Below are 17703 nucleotides of genomic sequence, written 5' to 3'. Positions count from 1 at the left end.
AATGTAGTTAAAATGTTCAGTGTTATTATTATACCAATATTTACATAAATAGGCATATCTTATTTATGGCTTTTTTCTTATCTATGCGCATTAGTTATTTTTCATTCATTACAAATAGAAAGAGAATAAACATCACAAACTAGAGTAGAAATCTGGGGGGAGTGAGTATGTTGCATACAAACAAAGCTGACAAACGAAGAAGACAGCCTTTATTAATGCTGATATGCTATAGCTGCTTTGCCACCCTCACCATATTTTATGGATTAGTTGAAAGGCACAGCTTATTTATTACCTTTATTGGCTTTCATCTTGTAACCTGTCTAATCATCCCTATTTTTCATGCCTATTGGGAGGGGAATCTGGCGATAAAGTGGCGAGAAGCATGGGGCTTGCATAGACAACAGGAAAGAAAGCTAAAAGGTATTTGGTGGGGCATTATCTCGGGTGTTTTATTGTTTATCCTGATTTGCCTTGGATTTTATATATTGCTATGGACAGGGGTATCTACAGAGTGGATGAGAAATAAGCTATTTTCTTGGGGATTAACCGAAGAAACGAAGTGGTGGTTTGCCCTATATATGACCATTGGCAACTCTCTTTTTGAAGAAATGCTGTGGAGGGGCTTTCTACTCGAACGCCTACTTTATAAGATGCAGCTATTTAAAGCCGCTTTACTTAGCAGTTTTTTTTATTCGCTGTATCATTGTATCATTGGAGTAACTTTGTTCGGTATAAAGGCTGGGCTGGTCGCTACGTTTCTGGTTTTTATGACTGGCGTGTTTTGGGCATGGTTAAGGAGAAGGTATCAAAGTATTTATCCGACATGGATCAGTCATTTATTTGCTGATTGGGCCTTGATGTACACGATGCTACGAAATGTCCTGTAAAAAGAATTCCCCTAGCGAGATGTGGAAAACTCTCCAGCTAGGGGAACGATATTTTAATGTAATAATTTTCACGAATTGTTCTGGTTTTTCTTTTGAGTGAGGCTAAGATGGCGCTCCATGATAACCTCGTTACGGTCACGTAGGGTATGCTTGTGTACAAGATATTCATCAGCAGGGGTATCGATATTGCCGAAGGTTAATCCACGATGATTAGCTAGCTTTTGACACTGCTTCAGAAGGTTTTTGTCAGCTAAGGGAAGATTCAAGCTGACATATGGTTCCTTCGCTAATACAGATTGTAGTCGTTCTTGTAGAAGCTGTGTAAACAAATCCACGTTTATGCCTAAATGAAGTAGCTCAGCCTTATTTGAAATCGCTAAGGAGGAGGCATTTTGCAGTAATTTAATTGCGCCATTAAAATTGCCACGGCGATGATGATAGAGGGCAACGGCTACCTGAATGAGACATACCCAGGTAGAGGTACGTTTGTCTGGAGGAAGTGATTTCCAATATTCCTCTAAAACCTCATGGCATTCAAAATAATCTCGATCAGTATGAAAATGCAGTAGAAATGTTACATAAGCAGAAGGATACATTTGATTCGCTCCTGTTAATCCATGTTTTTCTTTATTATAATAGATGAACTCCCCTAATGTAGAGCGGGAATACAATTCGTGTAGATAAAGGTGGATAAAAAATGACTCAACAAGAAATAGTAGATGCACTAAAAGAAAGACGCATGACGGAAATTCTGGAGCTTATTGAGGATGCAAAATCAGGAAATCTAGAGGAATTAGAGCTAGTGGAAAGCCTGGGGCTATTGGCAGATGAAACGTTAAATAAAGAAGTGATCCGTTTGTTAGAGGAGCTTGGGGTAACCATCATCTATTTAAGCGGTGAAGAAGAAGACGAGGAAGAGGACGAGAACGACGAGGTCTAAATTAAAGTGTGAAAAAAAGAAGAAAATGAAAAAGGCACATGCCGGTATCAGGCTGTGTCTTTTTCATTTTTATACAAAAAGATAGGCTTACTTTTGTGTCCATACACGATTTTTATTTCGGGTAGAAGGGAATTTCTCCCCCTTTTTTAGGGAAATAATCATGGGGTCCTCTACACCTGACCCTGTTTCTCCAATTTCGATATAGACTTGATTTTTCGGTGATTTTTCTCCTTCACGAAATCGGCTATGTTCGCCCATGCCTCCGTCACTCCTTCTTCATATGTTATCACTAGTATCCCCTCATACAAATGGGCTCATGTACATCAAAAAACGCCAAAAAATAGACGATTGTCTCCGGTACATTAGCTGATTTTGATTGAACTAGACACCTGTACCAATCACAAACATTGATTTGTACATAATTTGGTAACGTATCAGACAACGAAAGGATGATGAGTTTATGGGTTGTGGTTGCAGAAGAAGAAGAAGATTCCATGGTTGTGATCGTTGTGGAGGGCATCGTGATCACGGTGGTTTTGGCGGTTTCGGCGGCTTTGGTGGCTCCGGAAATTGTTACACGAAGAAGCATTGGAGAAAAGTTTGTAAATGTGTACCATTCCACAAAATAGTATGTGAAGCACCTGCTTTTGATGAGTTTGACGAGGGGTTTGACGACGGTTTCTGCGGACACCGCCAACGCCATCACCACTGTCATAAAAAATGCTAGTTAATGCTTAAGGAGAGAGGCGCTGTAAGGCGCTTCTCTTGCTTTTTCGGTGGAAATCATGGCAGAGATACCCTCATAAAATAAACCTTCTGTCTCCCACCTAATACATATCTGAGTTACCGGTAACAGAAGCCTTGTCCTGTATAAACAAAAGTGATATGATATATCTACATAATCCTTTAGTAACATTTGTATATAAAGTTGATTCCAATCGGTATTTGTGATAGGATTTCAAATACATATGATGTGTAGCATATTCCTGCGATGTGCGTTGAGCTAATATGTTTTTAACCTTAAGTGTTTCTAGGGAGACAGAACGCTGTTATCTAATGTCAAGCCCACCTCCTTTATGGGACGATGGGAAGGCAGAAGGGCGGCTGAGTCACCCACCTGGTCTTTCAGGTTAAAAGAAACATGTATAGCAAGACGGCAGAGCGGGGCGTTATACATAAGAAACAAAAAACCTGAAGCAATTGCTTCAGGTTTTTTTGTGTAAGTAAGAGCTATTTTCATTGATATTGCTGTTTGTTTTTGTCCTTTTGGTTGTTCTTTTGATCTTTGGACGAACCCTTTTTTGATTTATCCTGTTGTTGCTGCTGTTGCTGTTGATTTCCTTGCTGGTTTTGCTGACCATTTGAATTTTCAATACTTACGATTGTGAGCTGCTGCTCCAAATCTGCTTGTTTCTGAGCATCTGTTACGATCTGATACATCTGCAAAAATGTCGCCTTTTGTCCCTCAGGAATTCCTTTGATACGGACAACCATCTCTTGAGGTTCCTGTTGTTTTTGATTCTGCTGTGATTTATCTCTTGAATTGCCAGTTTCCTGTAAAATATCCCCGCCAAGAAAACTGAGAAAAGTACTGTCGTCATCGTGATGATCCTGATCCTGATGACTCTGATCGTCTCCATTTTGCTTTCCCTGTTGGTCTTGCTTCTGCTTTTTATCCGGTTCGAATAGAATGCTGAATTCATTCAGGTCTGTTTGGACAATTCCAATTACTTCCACATTTTCACCCTCGTTCACTACAATAATCTACCGCTTATCTCATATATGTAGTATGAAACGGATGCGGTATAGATATGCAGTCTATGTATGAACAAAGGTGATTACGTGGACCTAGCGTTATTTTTGTTCTGCTGCCGAATTATTTCGTAACGCAGCGACTAAGGTAGCATCTGGAGTAACAAATAGCGTTTTTTGCTGGTCATAGGTTACATAGCCAGGTTTAGCACCACTTGGTTTTTTTACATGTCGAATTAAGGTGTAATCGACTGGCACTTTACTGCCTTGTTGAGCTTTGCTGAAATAGGCGGCAAGCATGGCTGCTTCAAATAAGGTTTGATCGCTTACTGTGCGTGATCTAATGACCACATGGGAACCAGGGATGTCTTTGGTATGCAACCATGTCTCAAAGCTCGCCGCTAATTTATTAGTCAAATATTCATTTTGTTTATTATTTTTTCCGACTAACAGCGTGATGCCATCTGAGGAATAGTAAGTATCAAGCTCAGGCGCAGTCTCTTTTTTCTTTTTAGAACCGCGTTTGTTTCGATTGCGCAGATAACCTTGCTCCACTAACTCTTCCCGAATCTCTTCCGCTTCTGCTAAACTAGCGTGAGCCAATTGTACAAGAATGCCATCCAGATAGATGACTTCCTGTTCAGCCAAGCTAATTTGCTCTGCTATAAATGCCAGACTTGCTTTTGCTTTGTTATATTTTTTATAGTAAGCTTGCATGTTTTCCGACGGTGTTTTTAACGGATCTAGCGGTATGACAATTGTCTCCGCATTTTCACTATACCAGTTGGTTGCAGTAAGCTCAGTATCTCCTTTTTTGACCTGATGCATATGAGAAAGAATCAGTTCACCGTAGAGGCGATAACGTTCGGCCTCGTGGGCATCCTCGATAGAATGGTGTAGCTTTTCGATTTTTTTCTCGTTTTTGTGCTTTTCATTCGTTACCAATCGCAATAAATCCTGCACCTTTTGCTTAACCACGTCTCGCATAGCTTTATGCTCATAAAATCGTTGTAAGCATTCGCTGATTGACGTGAAGGTCTCGCTTTCCCTGACACCTAGATGTGAGAGAGAGGTTATGGAGAAGGCAGCTTTGTCATTGGTTGTCTCAATCACCGGCTCATAACGGTGAAGATTCATTTGTTCCATAAAGCTGGAGAACTCATGCCAAATTGCATCACGTGTAGGCAGTGTTGCTCTAGAAACAAGCTCTCTCGCTATCAAGGGACTAAGACCGCTGAAACGCTCGACAAGCTGTTTGTCCAGCTTTCCTTCGTTCCATTGGAGTGCCATCACAAAATCCTGCTCGCTTGCCGTTAATGGATTCAGCTTATTTTGGGCAGGAGGAGCTACATAAGCTCGACCTGGCAATACCTGACGATACTGGCTGATGCCATGAGAAACATGATGAATGCCATCCAGAATCATGTCAGTTTTTACATCTAGCAAAATAATATTACTATGACGGCCCATGATCTCAACTACAATTCGTTTTCTGGTTGTATCTCCTAGCTCATCACGAGACTTTAGATCAATGTAAATTACACGTTCCATTCCATCCTGCGTGATGGCCTCAATTACCCCATTTTCGCAATGCTTCCGCAATAACATACAAAACATCGGAGCTTCCTTTGGATTCATAAATTCCTCTGTTGTCAAATGAATGCGGGGATAGGTTGGATTTGCTGAAATTACTAATTTTAACGTTCCTTGGTTTGAGCGCACCTGCATAACGATATCGCTTGGATGCGGTTGATGTATACGAGTAATACGGGCTCCTACGAGCATGGATAGCTCATGAACGACCGCTCTAGTTACTAATCCGTCAAAAGCCACATTCTTCACCTCTTGCTTCCTCTACCTAGCAGTAGCTATTTCCTCAGTGTAGCATACAGGGAAGCTCAACCCAAGTAGGAACAGTAATTTTGTAATGGGGAGTCAAGTTGACACTAGACTGTATTCTCTCCTATAATAAATTAACGATTTTATGTCTGTGGGTGGAACCAGATGATTTCTATGACAGGCTACGGCCGAAAAGAAATAGAACGTGGATCTATGCGTTTAACGGTGGAAATGCGCTCGGTTAATCATCGTTTTTGTGAGATTATTGTTCGGTTGCCAAAAATATGGACCATGCATGAGGAACGAGTGAAAAAGCGGATTGCAACGAAAGTGCGCCGTGGGCGAGTGGATGTCACCGTCTCGCTAGAAGCCGTTCGGGACGAGTCTTCCGAGGTTCAGGTTGATTGGAATACAGCGCAATTTTATGTTACGGCGGCCAATCAGCTAGTGGAGCGCTTTGGTTTGCCTGAGACCCTTCATGTGAAAGATCTAATGCGTATGCCTGGCGTATTAATTGAAGCCAGTGTACCTGAGCTTTCTGATGAAGAGGTAGAACAGCTATTAGATGAGGCTACAGATGCTGCGTTGGCAGAGCTCTATGTTATGAAGAGTACTGAGGGGAATCTCCTGCAGCTTGATCTGATCCGACGCCTCGAATACATTAAGTCAACGACCCACACTTTGCAGGATATTGCTCCTGAAGTAAGAGAGCAGTATCGCAATCGCTTGAAAAATCGCCTTGATGAAATTATGGAAGATCATATGCTAGATGAATCTAAAATCTTTCAAGAGGTGGCATTGTTTGCTGAAAAGGCTGATATCTCCGAAGAAATTACGCGTTTGTTAAGCCATTGTGAGCAATTTTTGGAACAGATACATAGCTCGGAGATTATTGGACGCAAATTGGACTTTCTATTGCAGGAAATGAACAGAGAGGCTAATACAATCGCGTCAAAAGCGAATCATTTACAGATTCAGCGCTTGGCAGTTGAAGTGAAGACCGAACTGGAAAAAATGAGAGAACAAGTGCAGAACGTTGAGTGAGGAAGGGTGCCAATCTCTATGGGGATTAAGTTGATAAATATCGGGTTTGGAAATATCGTGAATGCAAGTCGCATTATTTCGATTGTAAGTCCTGAATCCGCACCAATTAAACGAATTATTCAAGAAGCAAGGGATCGCAACATGCTTGTTGATGCTACGTACGGACGCAGAACGCGTGCTGTGATTATCACAGATAGTGATCATGTCATTTTATCAGCGGTACAACCAGAAACGGTTGCCCAACGTCTAACCAATAAAGATGACGAGTCTGATGAATAAGGTAGGAGTTGAAACAAAGATTATGGATAAGGACCACGGCCTTCTGTTAGTTTTGTCGGGGCCATCTGGAGTGGGTAAAGGAACGGTTTGTAAAGCACTTCGAGAATACATGCCGGACCTTATCTACTCTGTATCTGCGACAACCAGACAACCGCGTGTGAACGAAGTGGATGGGGTAAACTATTTCTTTAAAGAAAAAGAAGAGTTTAAGCGTATGATGAAAGAAGATGAGCTTCTCGAATGGGCAGAGTATGTTGGTAACTACTATGGAACGCCTAGACGTTTTGTAGAAGACACACTCGCTACTGGACGAGATGTCATCCTGGAAATTGAAGTGCAAGGAGCCATGCAGGTAAAAGAAAAATTCCCGCAAGGCATTTTCTTATTCTTAGCACCTCCTGATCTGGAAGAGTTACAAAACCGCATTGTTGGACGTGGTACGGAAACGGAAGAATCCATTAAGAATCGGATGGCGATGGCACGTACTGAGATTGAGATGATGGATCATTATGATTATGTTGTCGTTAATGATGAAATCTCACATGCATGTGAAAAGATCAAATCCATTGTAACTGCCGAGCATTTGAAAAAAGATCGTCAGGTTCATAAATTTTTGAAATGGCTTAAGGAGGTATAATACATGTTATATCCATCGATTGATAAACTTGTAGACAAAGTAGGTAGTAAATACACATTGGTGACACTCGCTTCCAAGCGTGCACGTCAGCTTCGTGAAGACAATGATATGCAAGTAGAAAAACCTTTCTCGAAAAAATTTGTTGGGCAATCGTTAGAGGAAATCATCTCAGACAAATTATTGTACGAGACGCCAGCAGTAAAATAATCCGAAAAAAAGTGGAAAAGTAATAGGTACAGGCTCGTTTTAGACCGACAAGCTCCCTTTATGTTCGTTACATAAAGGGAGCTTTTTGCTTTTTTACGACTTGCATCCATCAAAAGTTGGTGAGTATGAAAAAAACGTTATCAAGTGAATGATAACGTTAAAAAATGTATGTTTAGACTGTAGGTATAAAAAAGCCTATCGCATCAAGCTCACTAGCAGATCTTCCGAAGAAGCCGCTTATATGTGCGGCGTCAATCTCAAAGGGATTGCCCCCATCCCCGCCGTAAGGACCATACGTACGCTTATTTGTCGTAAAGGTAAGTTGATCTACTCGTCTATCGGTACGCCCGGTAATTTGGATGATATACTCATCATTTTCAAAGAAAACAATGTTATGAGAGCCTCCGTATCCCCCATGGAAGCCTTGTGGGGTTCTTCTCCCGTCTGAATACTCATAAATCCCCTGAATAGCATCGATTCTACTGCCGTGACGGATATAGAAGCCTGCTAATCTTTTTACGTTAGTGAGATCATCACTAAAGGGGCTACCGCCGTCGCCGCCAAATTGTGTAGATTTTCTCCACGACATACCTGATCACTCCTTTGGGAAATCAACTTTGAATCAATGTAAATATATTCCAATAAATGTAATTTATACGTAAATTTTCAACGTTATGAATTACGGATTTATTGTTATTTTTACAAGCAAACTGTAACCTTTTTACTTTTTCTGTGACTAATGTAGGATACAAAAATTCGCAATAGAAATCAGGAGGGTACAAAATGAATACATTTCATAGGCTTACAGCCACGGCAGCAATAATCAGCCTGTTATCAGCAATACCGCTAGAGGCTGTCGATGCAAAGGGAAATGTCGTCACGCAGAAGGTGGAGATGGATAAGTACACAAAGGTCGCAAGTCAATGGCAGGAAAAAATAGCACTTATGTTTCCAAAGGTTAAGGACTATCACAAGGTGAACCTGGAAAATTATGAGTGGAGTGACTTGGTAAAGGTGACGCTGAGTAAAAATGGTCCGGGTACGCCTTCTCTCTCGATAGAAATCAATAAGGAAACGAATCAACTGTATAGATTCTGGCTTATGGAACCAGCTGGAGTGGATAGGGAAGGAGATTATCGATATAAAACATCTACTGGAGACAAAAAGGCTATTACAGATGAGCAAGCAAAAGAGAAAGCAACTACATTGCTACAGAATTTGTACGGAGCGAAAGCGAAAAACTATCAGATCATTTCAATTTGGCGCGAACCTGATCGCGATGCTCCGGGTAAAACGCGTCCACCTATTGTTAATGTGAAATCTCCTATCGAGGGTAATGGGAAAATGGCTACATACGCGTCTATTACCTTTGCGGACGATGGAGGTATCGGCGTATATCGGATTGAAACGAAACCAACAACCTTTGATAAGTGGTACGGTGCAGACTTGAATACACGTGAAATGCAGGATGATATCCTTTCTCAGCCTGCCCAGGTTACCTATGATAAAGTAATAGCTACTTTGTCTCATTTTAAAACATTCCCACTTAAGAATGTTACGTATGAATATCATAATCAAACATTTAACGTGACTCTAAAACATACACCAGATCAAGGCTGGGGGTCACTTAACGTTGCTACCATCGCTATCAAAAAGAATGGCCAATTGAAATTGTTAGATTATCCGACGTTATCCGATAAAATCCCTGCTCCAGATATCGCTAAGCAAAAAGCGACTCAATTTCTCCAAAGTTTTGACAAAGAGAAGGCGCAAGCGTATAAAATTCAAGAGGTTATGGACTGGACCTATGGCGGTATGAATTACAATAATCAAAAAGGGAGTATGATTCAATTTTCTCTTCCAGATAAGCAAGATGCGCTAAAAATAGGGGTTAATGGTAATGGTGATATTTTTACAATTTATGTGAATGATGGTTCTAAATAGTATAGATAAACAAATGAAAAGCCTTTGCGGTCATGCAGGGGCTTTTTGTGATTATTCTTGGAGGAGCAGGTTAATGATAGGGGAAGAAATGGCTTCTTGATGGTCGAGAAGGGATTGTACAAATGGGGCAAATTTAAGACCAAAATAGGCAAAAGAGGTTACAAAAGGCTATAAAAAATATATACTCGAAAGCAGAGAAAGCCAATATAACAATAAAATTTTTACGATAACTGTAATGAATGCAAAACGCTCAACCACTTTTTGAAGGTTGTTTTTTTGCGTAGGTTGGCGTGAAAGGAGCTGTACCATGAGTATCTTACAACATAAAGAGATTGTTCTGGGTGTGTCCGGTGGAATTGCCGCCTATAAAGCAGCAGCTTTAACAAGTAAATTGACACAGGCAGGAGCCAAGGTAAGCGTCGTGTTGACGGCTAATGCTTGTAAGTTTGTACAACCGATTACGTTTGAAGCATTATCGCATCGAGCTGTTTATACAGACACGTTCAAAGAGCCGGTTCCAGGAGTAATCTCTCATATAGATGTAGCAGATCGAGCTGACTTGGTCATACTCGCCCCTGCCACAGCTAATATTATCGGGAAATATGCAAACGGAATAGCTGACGATATGTTATCTACCATGTTATTAGCTACGACTGCTCCTGTCATGGTAGCACCGGCTATGAATGTAAATATGTATAATCATCCTGCTGTACAAGCCAACATGCAGCGTTTACTCACCTATGGAGTGACGATGGTAGAGCCAAATGAGGGCATGCTGGCTTGTGGATGGGTTGGCAGAGGACGCCTAGCCGAGCCTGAAGAAATTGTAGAAGCGGCTATACGCTTTTTTGAACAGAAAGAGACCACTACGAAATCATTACATTCAGCACCTCAACAGGACCTGCAAGGTAAAAAAATCGTTGTGACAGCAGGACCTACCCGTGAAAAAATTGATCCAGTACGTTATATTTCAAATTATTCGAGCGGAAAGATGGGCTATGCGATTGCAGAAGCAGCACGTGATCGTGGAGCGGATGTTACGTTAATTAGCGGACCTACAGCGCTTTCTATCCCTGCTGGAGTTACTTTTGTCCCAGTCGAGTCTGTTCAAGAGATGTTGGATGCAGTTCTACAGGTTTATCCACAGGCCGATGTTGTGATTAAGTCAGCCGCTGTATCTGATTATCGCCCAGAACAAGTGTATGCCCATAAGGTCAAGAAAACACAGAGTGAGGACTTTTCGCTTTCGTTAGTAAAAGCCCCAGATATTCTTCGGACGTTAGGGGAACAGAAAACCCATCAGATGCTAGTCGGCTTTGCAGCGGAAACGCAGGAGGTTGAGAAGCACGCACTAGATAAAATGCGCCGTAAAAATTTGGACATGATTGTAGCAAATGATGTGTTGCAGGAAGGTGCGGGTATGGGTGTTGATACGAATATTGTGACCATCTATCAACAGGATCAAGCACCGATTCGTCTCGATAAAATGAGTAAGCGGGACGTAGCAGAGCGACTTATAGATGTAATAAAGCAGAATCTGCAAGTAGCGGTTCAAGAGGCGTGATGCCGCATGAATAATCATCAAATCAGAGCAAAAGTCATTGTAGATGTCCCAGCAACCCGGACCAATCGACCGTATGACTATGCTGTTCCCCTGTGGTTACAGCCGTTGGTAGCGGTAGGAAGTCGTGTTGTTGTACCGTTTGGACCCAGGAAGGTTCAAGGGTATGTCATCGGATTGATACAAGGACAAGAGGCAGATCATGATCCTGATGGCCCTGGCATGATCAAAATAAAAGAACTGGAAAAGGTATTAGACGATGTTCCTCCACTCTCCCTTGAATTAATTCAATTGGCGGAATGGATGAGCCATCGTTATTTATGTCCACTTACTATGTCCATTGCAGCGATGTTGCCTGCTGTTTTAAAAGGGAAAACAGAAAAATGGTACATGCTTGCAGATGAAGTCGATGAAGAACTGGCAGAAAAACATCCTATGTTACGCTATTTACTTCATCAAGGAAGCCTGCTGCAAACAGAAGCAGACAAGCAATTCCCTGTGGATAGTAAACAAATACCGAAATGGATTAAAAACGGATTAATTGTTAGTGAATATCAGGTGAAAAATCGGCTAACCCATAAAAAGCTAGCACATGTACAGCTTGCAATAGATGAGGTACGAGCATGGGAGCTTATGGAGAACATCCCCAAGCGTTCCTATCGTATGCGAGATGTACTTGAATTTTTGTTGAATCAGCAGAAGGAACAAGGACAGCAGGCATCATACCCAGTCAAGGATGTAATCGAAAAGCTATCTATTACTCGTTCCACACTTACAACGATGCAACAAAAAGGCTGGATAGCGATAGAGCAGAAAGAAGTAGGGAGGGATCCTTACGCCAATCGTACTTTTTCACCTCCGCCAAAGCATATATTGACACGGGAGCAACAACATAATTTAGCGGCTATTTTGCGTTCCGTTGAGCAAGAAGAATATCATTCCTTCCTACTGCATGGGGTCACGGGTAGCGGTAAGACTGAAGTGTATATGGAAGCAATCGAACATACGTTAGCAAAGGGCCGAGAAGCCATCTTTTTAGTGCCTGAAATTTCCTTGACACCTCAGATGGTAGAGAGGATTAAGGGGCGTTTTGGTGATAATGTAGCTGTATTACATAGTGCGTTGTCACAAGGTGAGCGCTATGATGAGTGGCGCAAAATTTTGCGGCAGCAGGTACAGGTGGTAGTTGGCGCCCGTTCGGCTATCTTTGCTCCGTTTCGTAATCTGGGCCTGATCATCATGGATGAGGAGCATGAGGGCTCTTATAAACAGGAGGAGACCCCAAGATATCATGCTAGGGATGTGGCGTTATGGCGAGCACAGATGAATAATGCTGTATTTATCATGGGTAGTGCCACACCCGCTTTGGAAACCTATGCGTTGGCAACGCGTGGACGTTATGATTTGTTATCAATGAAGTCGCGGGTAGGGAACAGGCCGCTTCCTAAAGTGCATGTGGTGGATATGCGGGAAGAGATGCGGGAACAAAATCGATCCATGTTTAGCAGGAGCCTACATCAAATGATTGCGGATCGGCTTCAAAAACAGGAGCAAATTGTCATTTTTTTGAATCGTAGAGGCTTCTCTACTTTTGTCATGTGCCGGTCCTGTGGCTATACATTGGCCTGCCCGCATTGCGATATCTCACTTACTTATCATCGAACAAATCATACGGCCCGCTGTCATTATTGTGGTTATACCATTTCCCAGCCAAGGCATTGTCCTGAATGTCAAAGTGATCACATTCGTTTTTTTGGCACAGGGACACAGAAGGTAGAGGAAGAATTGGCTAAATTATTTCCCGGTGTTCGCGTTATTCGAATGGATGTGGATACTACCTCCAAAAAAGGAGCGCACGAGGCGCTTTTGACCAAATTTCGCACTGGTCAGGGTGATATTTTATTAGGCACACAAATGATAGCGAAGGGTCTTGATTTTCCGCGTGTAACGCTCGTAGGAGTAATTGCTGCCGATACATCCTTACATCTGCCGGATTTTCGGTCGGCAGAAAAAACGTTTCAGCTTCTAACCCAGGTAGGGGGGCGAGCCGGTCGGCATGAACTCTCTGGTGATGTAGTCGTACAAACCTATACACCTGAGCATTACAGCATCCAGCATGCAACTCATCACGATTATGAGGCCTTTTATCAAGCTGAGATGGTCCACCGTAAGAAGAAGGGTTATCCCCCATTCTATCGGCTAGTATTGATCACATTTTCCCATGAGGATGTTCCTATGGTGATTCGGGCTGCGGAACAGTATGCCGCTTATTTACGGCCGCGGCTGGCGCAGACAACCGTAGTTCTAGGGCCTGTGGCCTCACCGATTGCCCGGATCAAAGATAGATTTAGGTTTCAGATCATGTTAAAATATCGTGATGAACCGAAAATATTTGATCTGTTGGCGCAAACTACGCTACATTTTGATGATTGGATGAAACAAAACAAAGTGTTGTCCACGATAGATGTCGACCCACAGATGCTACTTTAATCAGATCAAATGCAATTTATGCTGGATATAGATAAAGGAGGCCTTTTTTATGGCAATTCGCAACATCGTAAACCATCCTGATCCTATTTTAAGAGAAAAAGCAATACAGGTAACCAAATTTAACAGTAACCTGCACAAATTGCTTGATGATATGAAAGATACAATGTATGCTGCAAACGGGGTAGGGATTGCGGCTCCGCAGGTAGGTATTTCGAAACGCGTATTCGTGATGGATTGCGGCGATTTCTATGTAGAAGCGATCAACCCTGAAATCATTGAGTTTAGTGGCGAGCAATTTGACAATTATCCAGAAGGGTGCCTAAGTATTCCAGGCTTACATGGTGATGTTCGTCGTCATATGGTGGTCAAAATGCGTGCACAAGACCGTGACGGTAATCTCTATGAGCTAGAAGTAGACGACTTAGAAGCTCGTTGCATTCAGCATGAACTAGATCATTTGAACGGTGTTTTATTCATTGACATCGCTGAAAAAGTATATCCTGCAACAGAGGGCAAGGAAGGGGTTTAGCGTCTTGAAAGATACTCGTATTCTTTTTATGGGAACCCCTGATTTTGCTACACAAAGCTTGGAAGCCCTGATCACGAATGGTTTTCAGGTTGTAGGTGTTGTGACACAACCAGATCGTCCGGTCGGCCGCAAACGCGTGCTGACCCCTCCTCCGGTGAAAGAGCTAGCACTTCGTCACGGGTTGCCTGTTTATCAGCCGGAAAAAATTAGGGAGAGCGAAGCCGTTCAAAGTGTGTTGGATGCAACTCGTCCCGATTTGATTGTAACAGCAGCTTATGGTCAAATTTTACCTGTCTCTTTATTGGAAGCTCCTAAACATGGATGCATTAATATACATGCCTCCTTGTTGCCAAAATATCGTGGCGGCGCTCCCATTCACGCCAGCATTATTAATGGCGAGAAGGAGACAGGAGTTACCATTATGTATATGGTACAAGCGCTGGATGCAGGTGACATGATCTCGAAGGTGATTGTACCGATTGAAGAACGCGATACGGCAGCTAGCATGTTTGAAAAGTTAGCGACAGCCGGAGCAGACTTATTGATCGAAACGTTGCCTAAACTATTGAAGGGCGAGATCACACCAGAGCCTCAAAACCACGAGGAAGCTACCTTTGCGCCTAATATTAAACGTGAGAATGAGCGACTAGATTGGAATAAATCAGCGCGGGAAATATATAATCAGGTGCGTGGTATGAACTCATGGCCTGTTGCCTTTACGACTTTTGAAGGCAAGGTGTGGAAAGTTTGGTGGGCCGAAGTAGTGGAGCTAGCTGGCCAACTGGCTACACCGGGAACCATCATCGGCCGAACCGAGGATGGTCTCATCATTGCTTGTGGAGCGGGAAGTATTATCTTGAAAGAAATCCAACCAGAGGGCAAAAAGCGTATGAGCGTGTACGATTTCTTACGCGGTGCAGGCGCTTCAATTGCTTCAGGTTCGAAAGTAGGAGAATAGATTCGTGTCAAAAACGAGAAGTACAACAGCGCGGGAAGTAGCCCTAGATGTTCTAGTGAGAGTAGAAGAGAATCAATCCTATAGCAACCTAGAATTGAAATACGCTTTAGGTGAAGCAGGCCTTTCCAAAGCAGATGTAGGATTGGTAACGGAGCTTGTTTATGGAACAATTCAACGCCGAATGACGTTAGATGAAGTGATTGGTCAATTTGTAAAAGGTGGTACAAAAAAGCTTCAGGGCTGGGTCCTGCAATTATTACGGATGAGCCTGTATCAGGTTCGTTTTTTGGATCGTGTTCCCGATCGAGCAGCCGTACATGAAGCGGTTGAGATTGCCAAAAAGCGCGGACACAAGGGGATTTCCTCATTAGTCAACGGGGTTTTGCGCAATATTCTTCGCCAACCAGAGTCATGGGAAAAACTACCTAAAGGCATAACAAAGCAAATTGCGGTCACCGAGTCACATCCAGAGTGGCTGGTCAAGCGCTGGGTTAAGCAATATGGTGAGGAAACCACCAGAGCGATCTGTCACAGCAATAATCAGTCGCCTATGCCAAGCATTCGAGTAAATCGTTTGCGAACAACTGCTGATGCGTTGTTACAAGAAATGAAGGAAGCATTCCCTGAGGCTGCAAAATCTGAGCTAACGCCAGATGCTCTTTTGCTACAAAGTGGACATGCAGCAGGGTCTTCTTGGTTTCAAGAAGGATTTTGCACCATTCAGGACGAAAGCTCTATGCTAGTGGCCCCTGCCCTGCACCTTACTCCAAACCTACGAGTTCTGGATGCTTGTGCGGCACCAGGTGGGAAAACAACGCATATGGCAGAGTTGATGGGCAATCAGGGGGAGATTCTTGCTTGCGATGTCCATCCTCATAAACGCGAGCTAATTGAACAAAATGCGAAACGTCTAGGAATTACGATTATCACAACAATGGTAGCGGATGCGGCTGATTTAGTAGACCGTAACGTGGGTGAATTTGATCGGATTTTACTAGATGCTCCTTGCAGCGGATTTGGTGTCATTCGCCGTAAGCCTGACCTGAAATGGAATAAAACAGCAGAGGATATAAAAGCGATCTCTGAGATTCAATATGATTTGCTGGAGCGCGTTGCTCCTTTACTAAAGCCGGATGGTTACCTCGTTTATAGTACATGCACAATCGATTCTCAGGAAAATCAAGATGTTGTGGAGCGTTTTATTGCCGAGCACCCAGAGTATGAGCTGGATAAATCATTGGCAGAAGACTTGCCTACAGGCTTAACTGAAAAGATTGATGCTTCGAAGGGCTATGTGCAGATTTTGCCACACCACTTTTCTAGCGATGGATTCTTTATTGCCAGAATAAAGCGTGTTTCTAAATAAATAACGAACTGGTTTACCAGGCTGTATCAGGTGGCAGAAATCAGGTCTCTATGTGAAAAAAAGTCAAGTGGAAATCTGCAATTGCGGCTTTCCACTTTTCCTTTTCCGTCACAAAGGGTACAATGAGTGAATGGGGTTTGTTTCTTATCCCCAAATACAATGTAGTTACAACTAGTAAAAAGGTGAATCTTACAATGAACATTACGTCATTTACAGACAATAAACCCTTAATCTATAGCTTGCGTCTTGAAGAAATGAAACAATGGCTGGAAGAGAACGGGGAAAAAGCATTTCGAGCTGCACAAATTTTTGACTGGTTATATGTGAAACGAGTAACAGCATTTGAAGAGATGAGCAACCTGTCGAAGGCCTTGCGTGATAAATTAAATGAGGAGTTTCGCATCAATGCGCTAACCGAAATTACACATCAGGAATCAGCGGATGGAACAATCAAGTTCTTATTCCAACTGATAGATGGGCATGCCATTGAAACGGTAATCATGCGCCACAATTACGGAAATAGCGTATGTGTAACAACACAGGTAGGGTGTCGCATTGGCTGTACGTTCTGTGCATCGACACTGGGTGGCTTAAAGCGAAATCTGGATGCCGGTGAAATTGTGGCACAAGTATTGCAAGCCCAACGTGCCCTAGATGCAGATGAAGGACGTGTAAGTCATGTAGTTGTTATGGGGATTGGCGAACCATTTGAGAATTTTGAACCACTATTATCCTTCTTGAACATCATTAATGACAACCGGGGATTAAATATTGGTCAACGGCATATTACCGTTTCCACCAGCGGAATCGTGCCTAAGATTTATGAATTTGCTGAGCGTGGAGGGCAGGTGAACCTAGCTATTTCCCTTCATGCCCCTAACACAGAGCTAAGAACCAAGCTAATGCCGATCAATCGCGGCTTCCCGTTGGAAAAATTAATGGAAGCTTGTCATCATTATATAGCTAAAACGGGGCGTCGTATCTCCTTTGAGTACGGTTTGTTTGGTGGTCAGAACGACCAGCCGCATCATGCGGAAGAATTAGCCGAGTTAATCGGCGATATGCTTTGCCACGTTAACCTAATACCTGTGAACTACGTGCCAGAACGCGATTATGTTCGCACGGCTAAAAATGATATTTTCACCTTTAAACGCATTTTAGACGATCGCGGTATAAACGTTACAATTCGACGGGAGCACGGCAGTGATATTGCGGCTGCTTGCGGTCAATTGCGTGCGCAACACGCGAAAGAAACGGCAGGGTGATAAAG

General features: G+C 42.7%; 19 protein-coding genes and 1 other RNA gene. 15 read left to right on the top strand and 5 right to left on the bottom strand.

What is annotated here, in order from left to right:
• Positions 1-167: 167 nt before the first annotated feature.
• Positions 168-887 carry a CPBP family intramembrane glutamic endopeptidase gene (locus BRLA_RS16585; protein ID WP_003336759.1) on the top strand — a complete coding sequence of 240 codons (720 nt, stop codon included), beginning with the start codon at positions 168-170 and terminating at the stop codon, positions 885-887.
• A gap of 68 nt (positions 888-955) precedes the next feature.
• On the opposite strand, the gene BRLA_RS16580 is transcribed toward BRLA_RS16585, so the two are convergent.
• On the bottom strand, positions 956-1483 hold the full coding sequence (locus BRLA_RS16580) for a DUF309 domain-containing protein (RefSeq protein WP_003336760.1): 528 nt from the start codon (positions 1481-1483) through the stop codon (positions 956-958).
• Between the two features lie 101 nt (positions 1484-1584).
• Here BRLA_RS16580 and BRLA_RS16575 point away from each other — a divergent pair, with 101 nt between their 5' ends.
• The gene (locus tag BRLA_RS16575) at positions 1585-1827 is read left to right on the top strand and encodes a hypothetical protein (RefSeq protein WP_003336761.1); all 243 of its coding nucleotides are present in this window, start codon (positions 1585-1587) and stop codon (positions 1825-1827) included.
• An 87-nt stretch (positions 1828-1914) separates the two neighbouring features.
• Here the strand turns inward: BRLA_RS16575 and BRLA_RS23405 are convergent, their stop codons facing one another.
• The gene (locus BRLA_RS23405) at positions 1915-2085 is read right to left on the bottom strand and encodes a YjzC family protein (RefSeq protein ID WP_003336762.1); all 171 of its coding nucleotides are present in this window, start codon (positions 2083-2085) and stop codon (positions 1915-1917) included.
• 191 nt (positions 2086-2276) lie between these two features.
• Between BRLA_RS23405 and BRLA_RS16570 the strand changes: the two genes are divergently transcribed.
• Together BRLA_RS16570 and ssrS are read left to right on the top strand one after the other, a co-directional pair.
• Positions 2277-2456, top strand: coding sequence for a hypothetical protein (locus BRLA_RS16570; protein ID WP_003336763.1), 180 nt, complete (start codon positions 2277-2279; stop codon positions 2454-2456).
• A gap of 351 nt (positions 2457-2807) precedes the next feature.
• A non-coding RNA gene (ssrS, locus tag BRLA_RS23400) (6S RNA) lies at positions 2808-2999 on the top strand.
• A gap of 64 nt (positions 3000-3063) precedes the next feature.
• On the opposite strand, the gene BRLA_RS16565 is transcribed toward ssrS, so the two are convergent.
• The gene (locus BRLA_RS16565) at positions 3064-3564 is read right to left on the bottom strand and encodes a hypothetical protein (RefSeq protein WP_003336764.1); all 501 of its coding nucleotides are present in this window, start codon (positions 3562-3564) and stop codon (positions 3064-3066) included.
• A gap of 117 nt (positions 3565-3681) precedes the next feature.
• Positions 3682-5412 (bottom strand): Rqc2 family fibronectin-binding protein, encoded by a 1731-nt coding sequence (locus BRLA_RS16560; RefSeq protein WP_003336766.1) that lies wholly within the window; start codon positions 5410-5412, stop codon positions 3682-3684.
• Between the two features lie 171 nt (positions 5413-5583).
• Here BRLA_RS16560 and BRLA_RS16555 point away from each other — a divergent pair, with 171 nt between their 5' ends.
• From BRLA_RS16555 to rpoZ, 4 genes are read left to right on the top strand one after another with little or no spacing between them, the layout of a single operon-like run.
• Positions 5584-6462 (top strand): YicC/YloC family endoribonuclease, encoded by an 879-nt coding sequence (locus BRLA_RS16555; protein WP_003336767.1) that lies wholly within the window; start codon positions 5584-5586, stop codon positions 6460-6462.
• An 18-nt stretch (positions 6463-6480) separates the two neighbouring features.
• Positions 6481-6741, top strand: a complete 261-nt coding sequence (gene remA, locus BRLA_RS16550) for an extracellular matrix/biofilm regulator RemA (protein ID WP_003336768.1) — start codon at positions 6481-6483, stop codon at positions 6739-6741.
• On the top strand, positions 6734-7378 hold the full coding sequence (gene gmk / locus BRLA_RS16545) for a guanylate kinase (protein ID WP_022584337.1): 645 nt from the start codon (positions 6734-6736) through the stop codon (positions 7376-7378). Before remA ends, gmk begins: the two co-directional genes overlap by 8 nt.
• A 3-nt stretch (positions 7379-7381) precedes the next feature.
• The gene (gene rpoZ / locus BRLA_RS16540; protein ID WP_003336770.1) at positions 7382-7585 is read left to right on the top strand and encodes a DNA-directed RNA polymerase subunit omega; all 204 of its coding nucleotides are present in this window, start codon (positions 7382-7384) and stop codon (positions 7583-7585) included.
• A gap of 172 nt (positions 7586-7757) precedes the next feature.
• On the opposite strand, the gene BRLA_RS16535 is transcribed toward rpoZ, so the two are convergent.
• Positions 7758-8174, bottom strand: coding sequence for a jacalin-like lectin (locus tag BRLA_RS16535; protein ID WP_003336771.1), 417 nt, complete (start codon positions 8172-8174; stop codon positions 7758-7760).
• A 194-nt stretch (positions 8175-8368) separates the two neighbouring features.
• Between BRLA_RS16535 and BRLA_RS16530 the strand changes: the two genes are divergently transcribed.
• The 7 genes from BRLA_RS16530 to rlmN all read left to right on the top strand — a co-directional run bounded on the left by BRLA_RS16530 (position 8369) and on the right by rlmN (position 17698).
• Positions 8369-9529, top strand: coding sequence for a hypothetical protein (locus BRLA_RS16530; RefSeq protein WP_003336772.1), 1161 nt, complete (start codon positions 8369-8371; stop codon positions 9527-9529).
• A 307-nt stretch (positions 9530-9836) separates the two neighbouring features.
• Positions 9837-11093, top strand: coding sequence for a bifunctional phosphopantothenoylcysteine decarboxylase/phosphopantothenate--cysteine ligase CoaBC (gene coaBC, locus BRLA_RS16525; RefSeq protein WP_003336776.1), 1257 nt, complete (start codon positions 9837-9839; stop codon positions 11091-11093).
• Positions 11094-11099: 6 nt separating this feature from the next.
• Positions 11100-13580 (top strand): primosomal protein N', encoded by a 2481-nt coding sequence (gene priA / locus BRLA_RS16520; RefSeq protein ID WP_003336777.1) that lies wholly within the window; start codon positions 11100-11102, stop codon positions 13578-13580.
• 49 nt (positions 13581-13629) lie between these two features.
• The gene (def, locus tag BRLA_RS16515; protein ID WP_003336778.1) at positions 13630-14109 is read left to right on the top strand and encodes a peptide deformylase; all 480 of its coding nucleotides are present in this window, start codon (positions 13630-13632) and stop codon (positions 14107-14109) included.
• A gap of 4 nt (positions 14110-14113) precedes the next feature.
• Positions 14114-15067, top strand: a complete 954-nt coding sequence (gene fmt, locus BRLA_RS16510; protein ID WP_003336779.1) for a methionyl-tRNA formyltransferase — start codon at positions 14114-14116, stop codon at positions 15065-15067.
• A gap of 4 nt (positions 15068-15071) precedes the next feature.
• The gene (gene rsmB, locus BRLA_RS16505) at positions 15072-16433 is read left to right on the top strand and encodes a 16S rRNA (cytosine(967)-C(5))-methyltransferase RsmB (RefSeq protein ID WP_003336780.1); all 1362 of its coding nucleotides are present in this window, start codon (positions 15072-15074) and stop codon (positions 16431-16433) included.
• 194 nt (positions 16434-16627) lie between these two features.
• The gene (rlmN, locus tag BRLA_RS16500; RefSeq protein WP_003342772.1) at positions 16628-17698 is read left to right on the top strand and encodes a dual-specificity RNA methyltransferase RlmN; all 1071 of its coding nucleotides are present in this window, start codon (positions 16628-16630) and stop codon (positions 17696-17698) included.
• Positions 17699-17703 lie beyond the last annotated feature (5 nt).

Origin of the sequence: Brevibacillus laterosporus LMG 15441 (assembly GCF_000219535.2) — a bacterium.
Lineage (GTDB): Bacteria > Bacillota > Bacilli > Brevibacillales > Brevibacillaceae > Brevibacillus_B > Brevibacillus_B halotolerans.
Note: the sequence above shows the minus strand (reverse complement) of the source record. Positions and strands in the feature narration are given on the sequence as shown.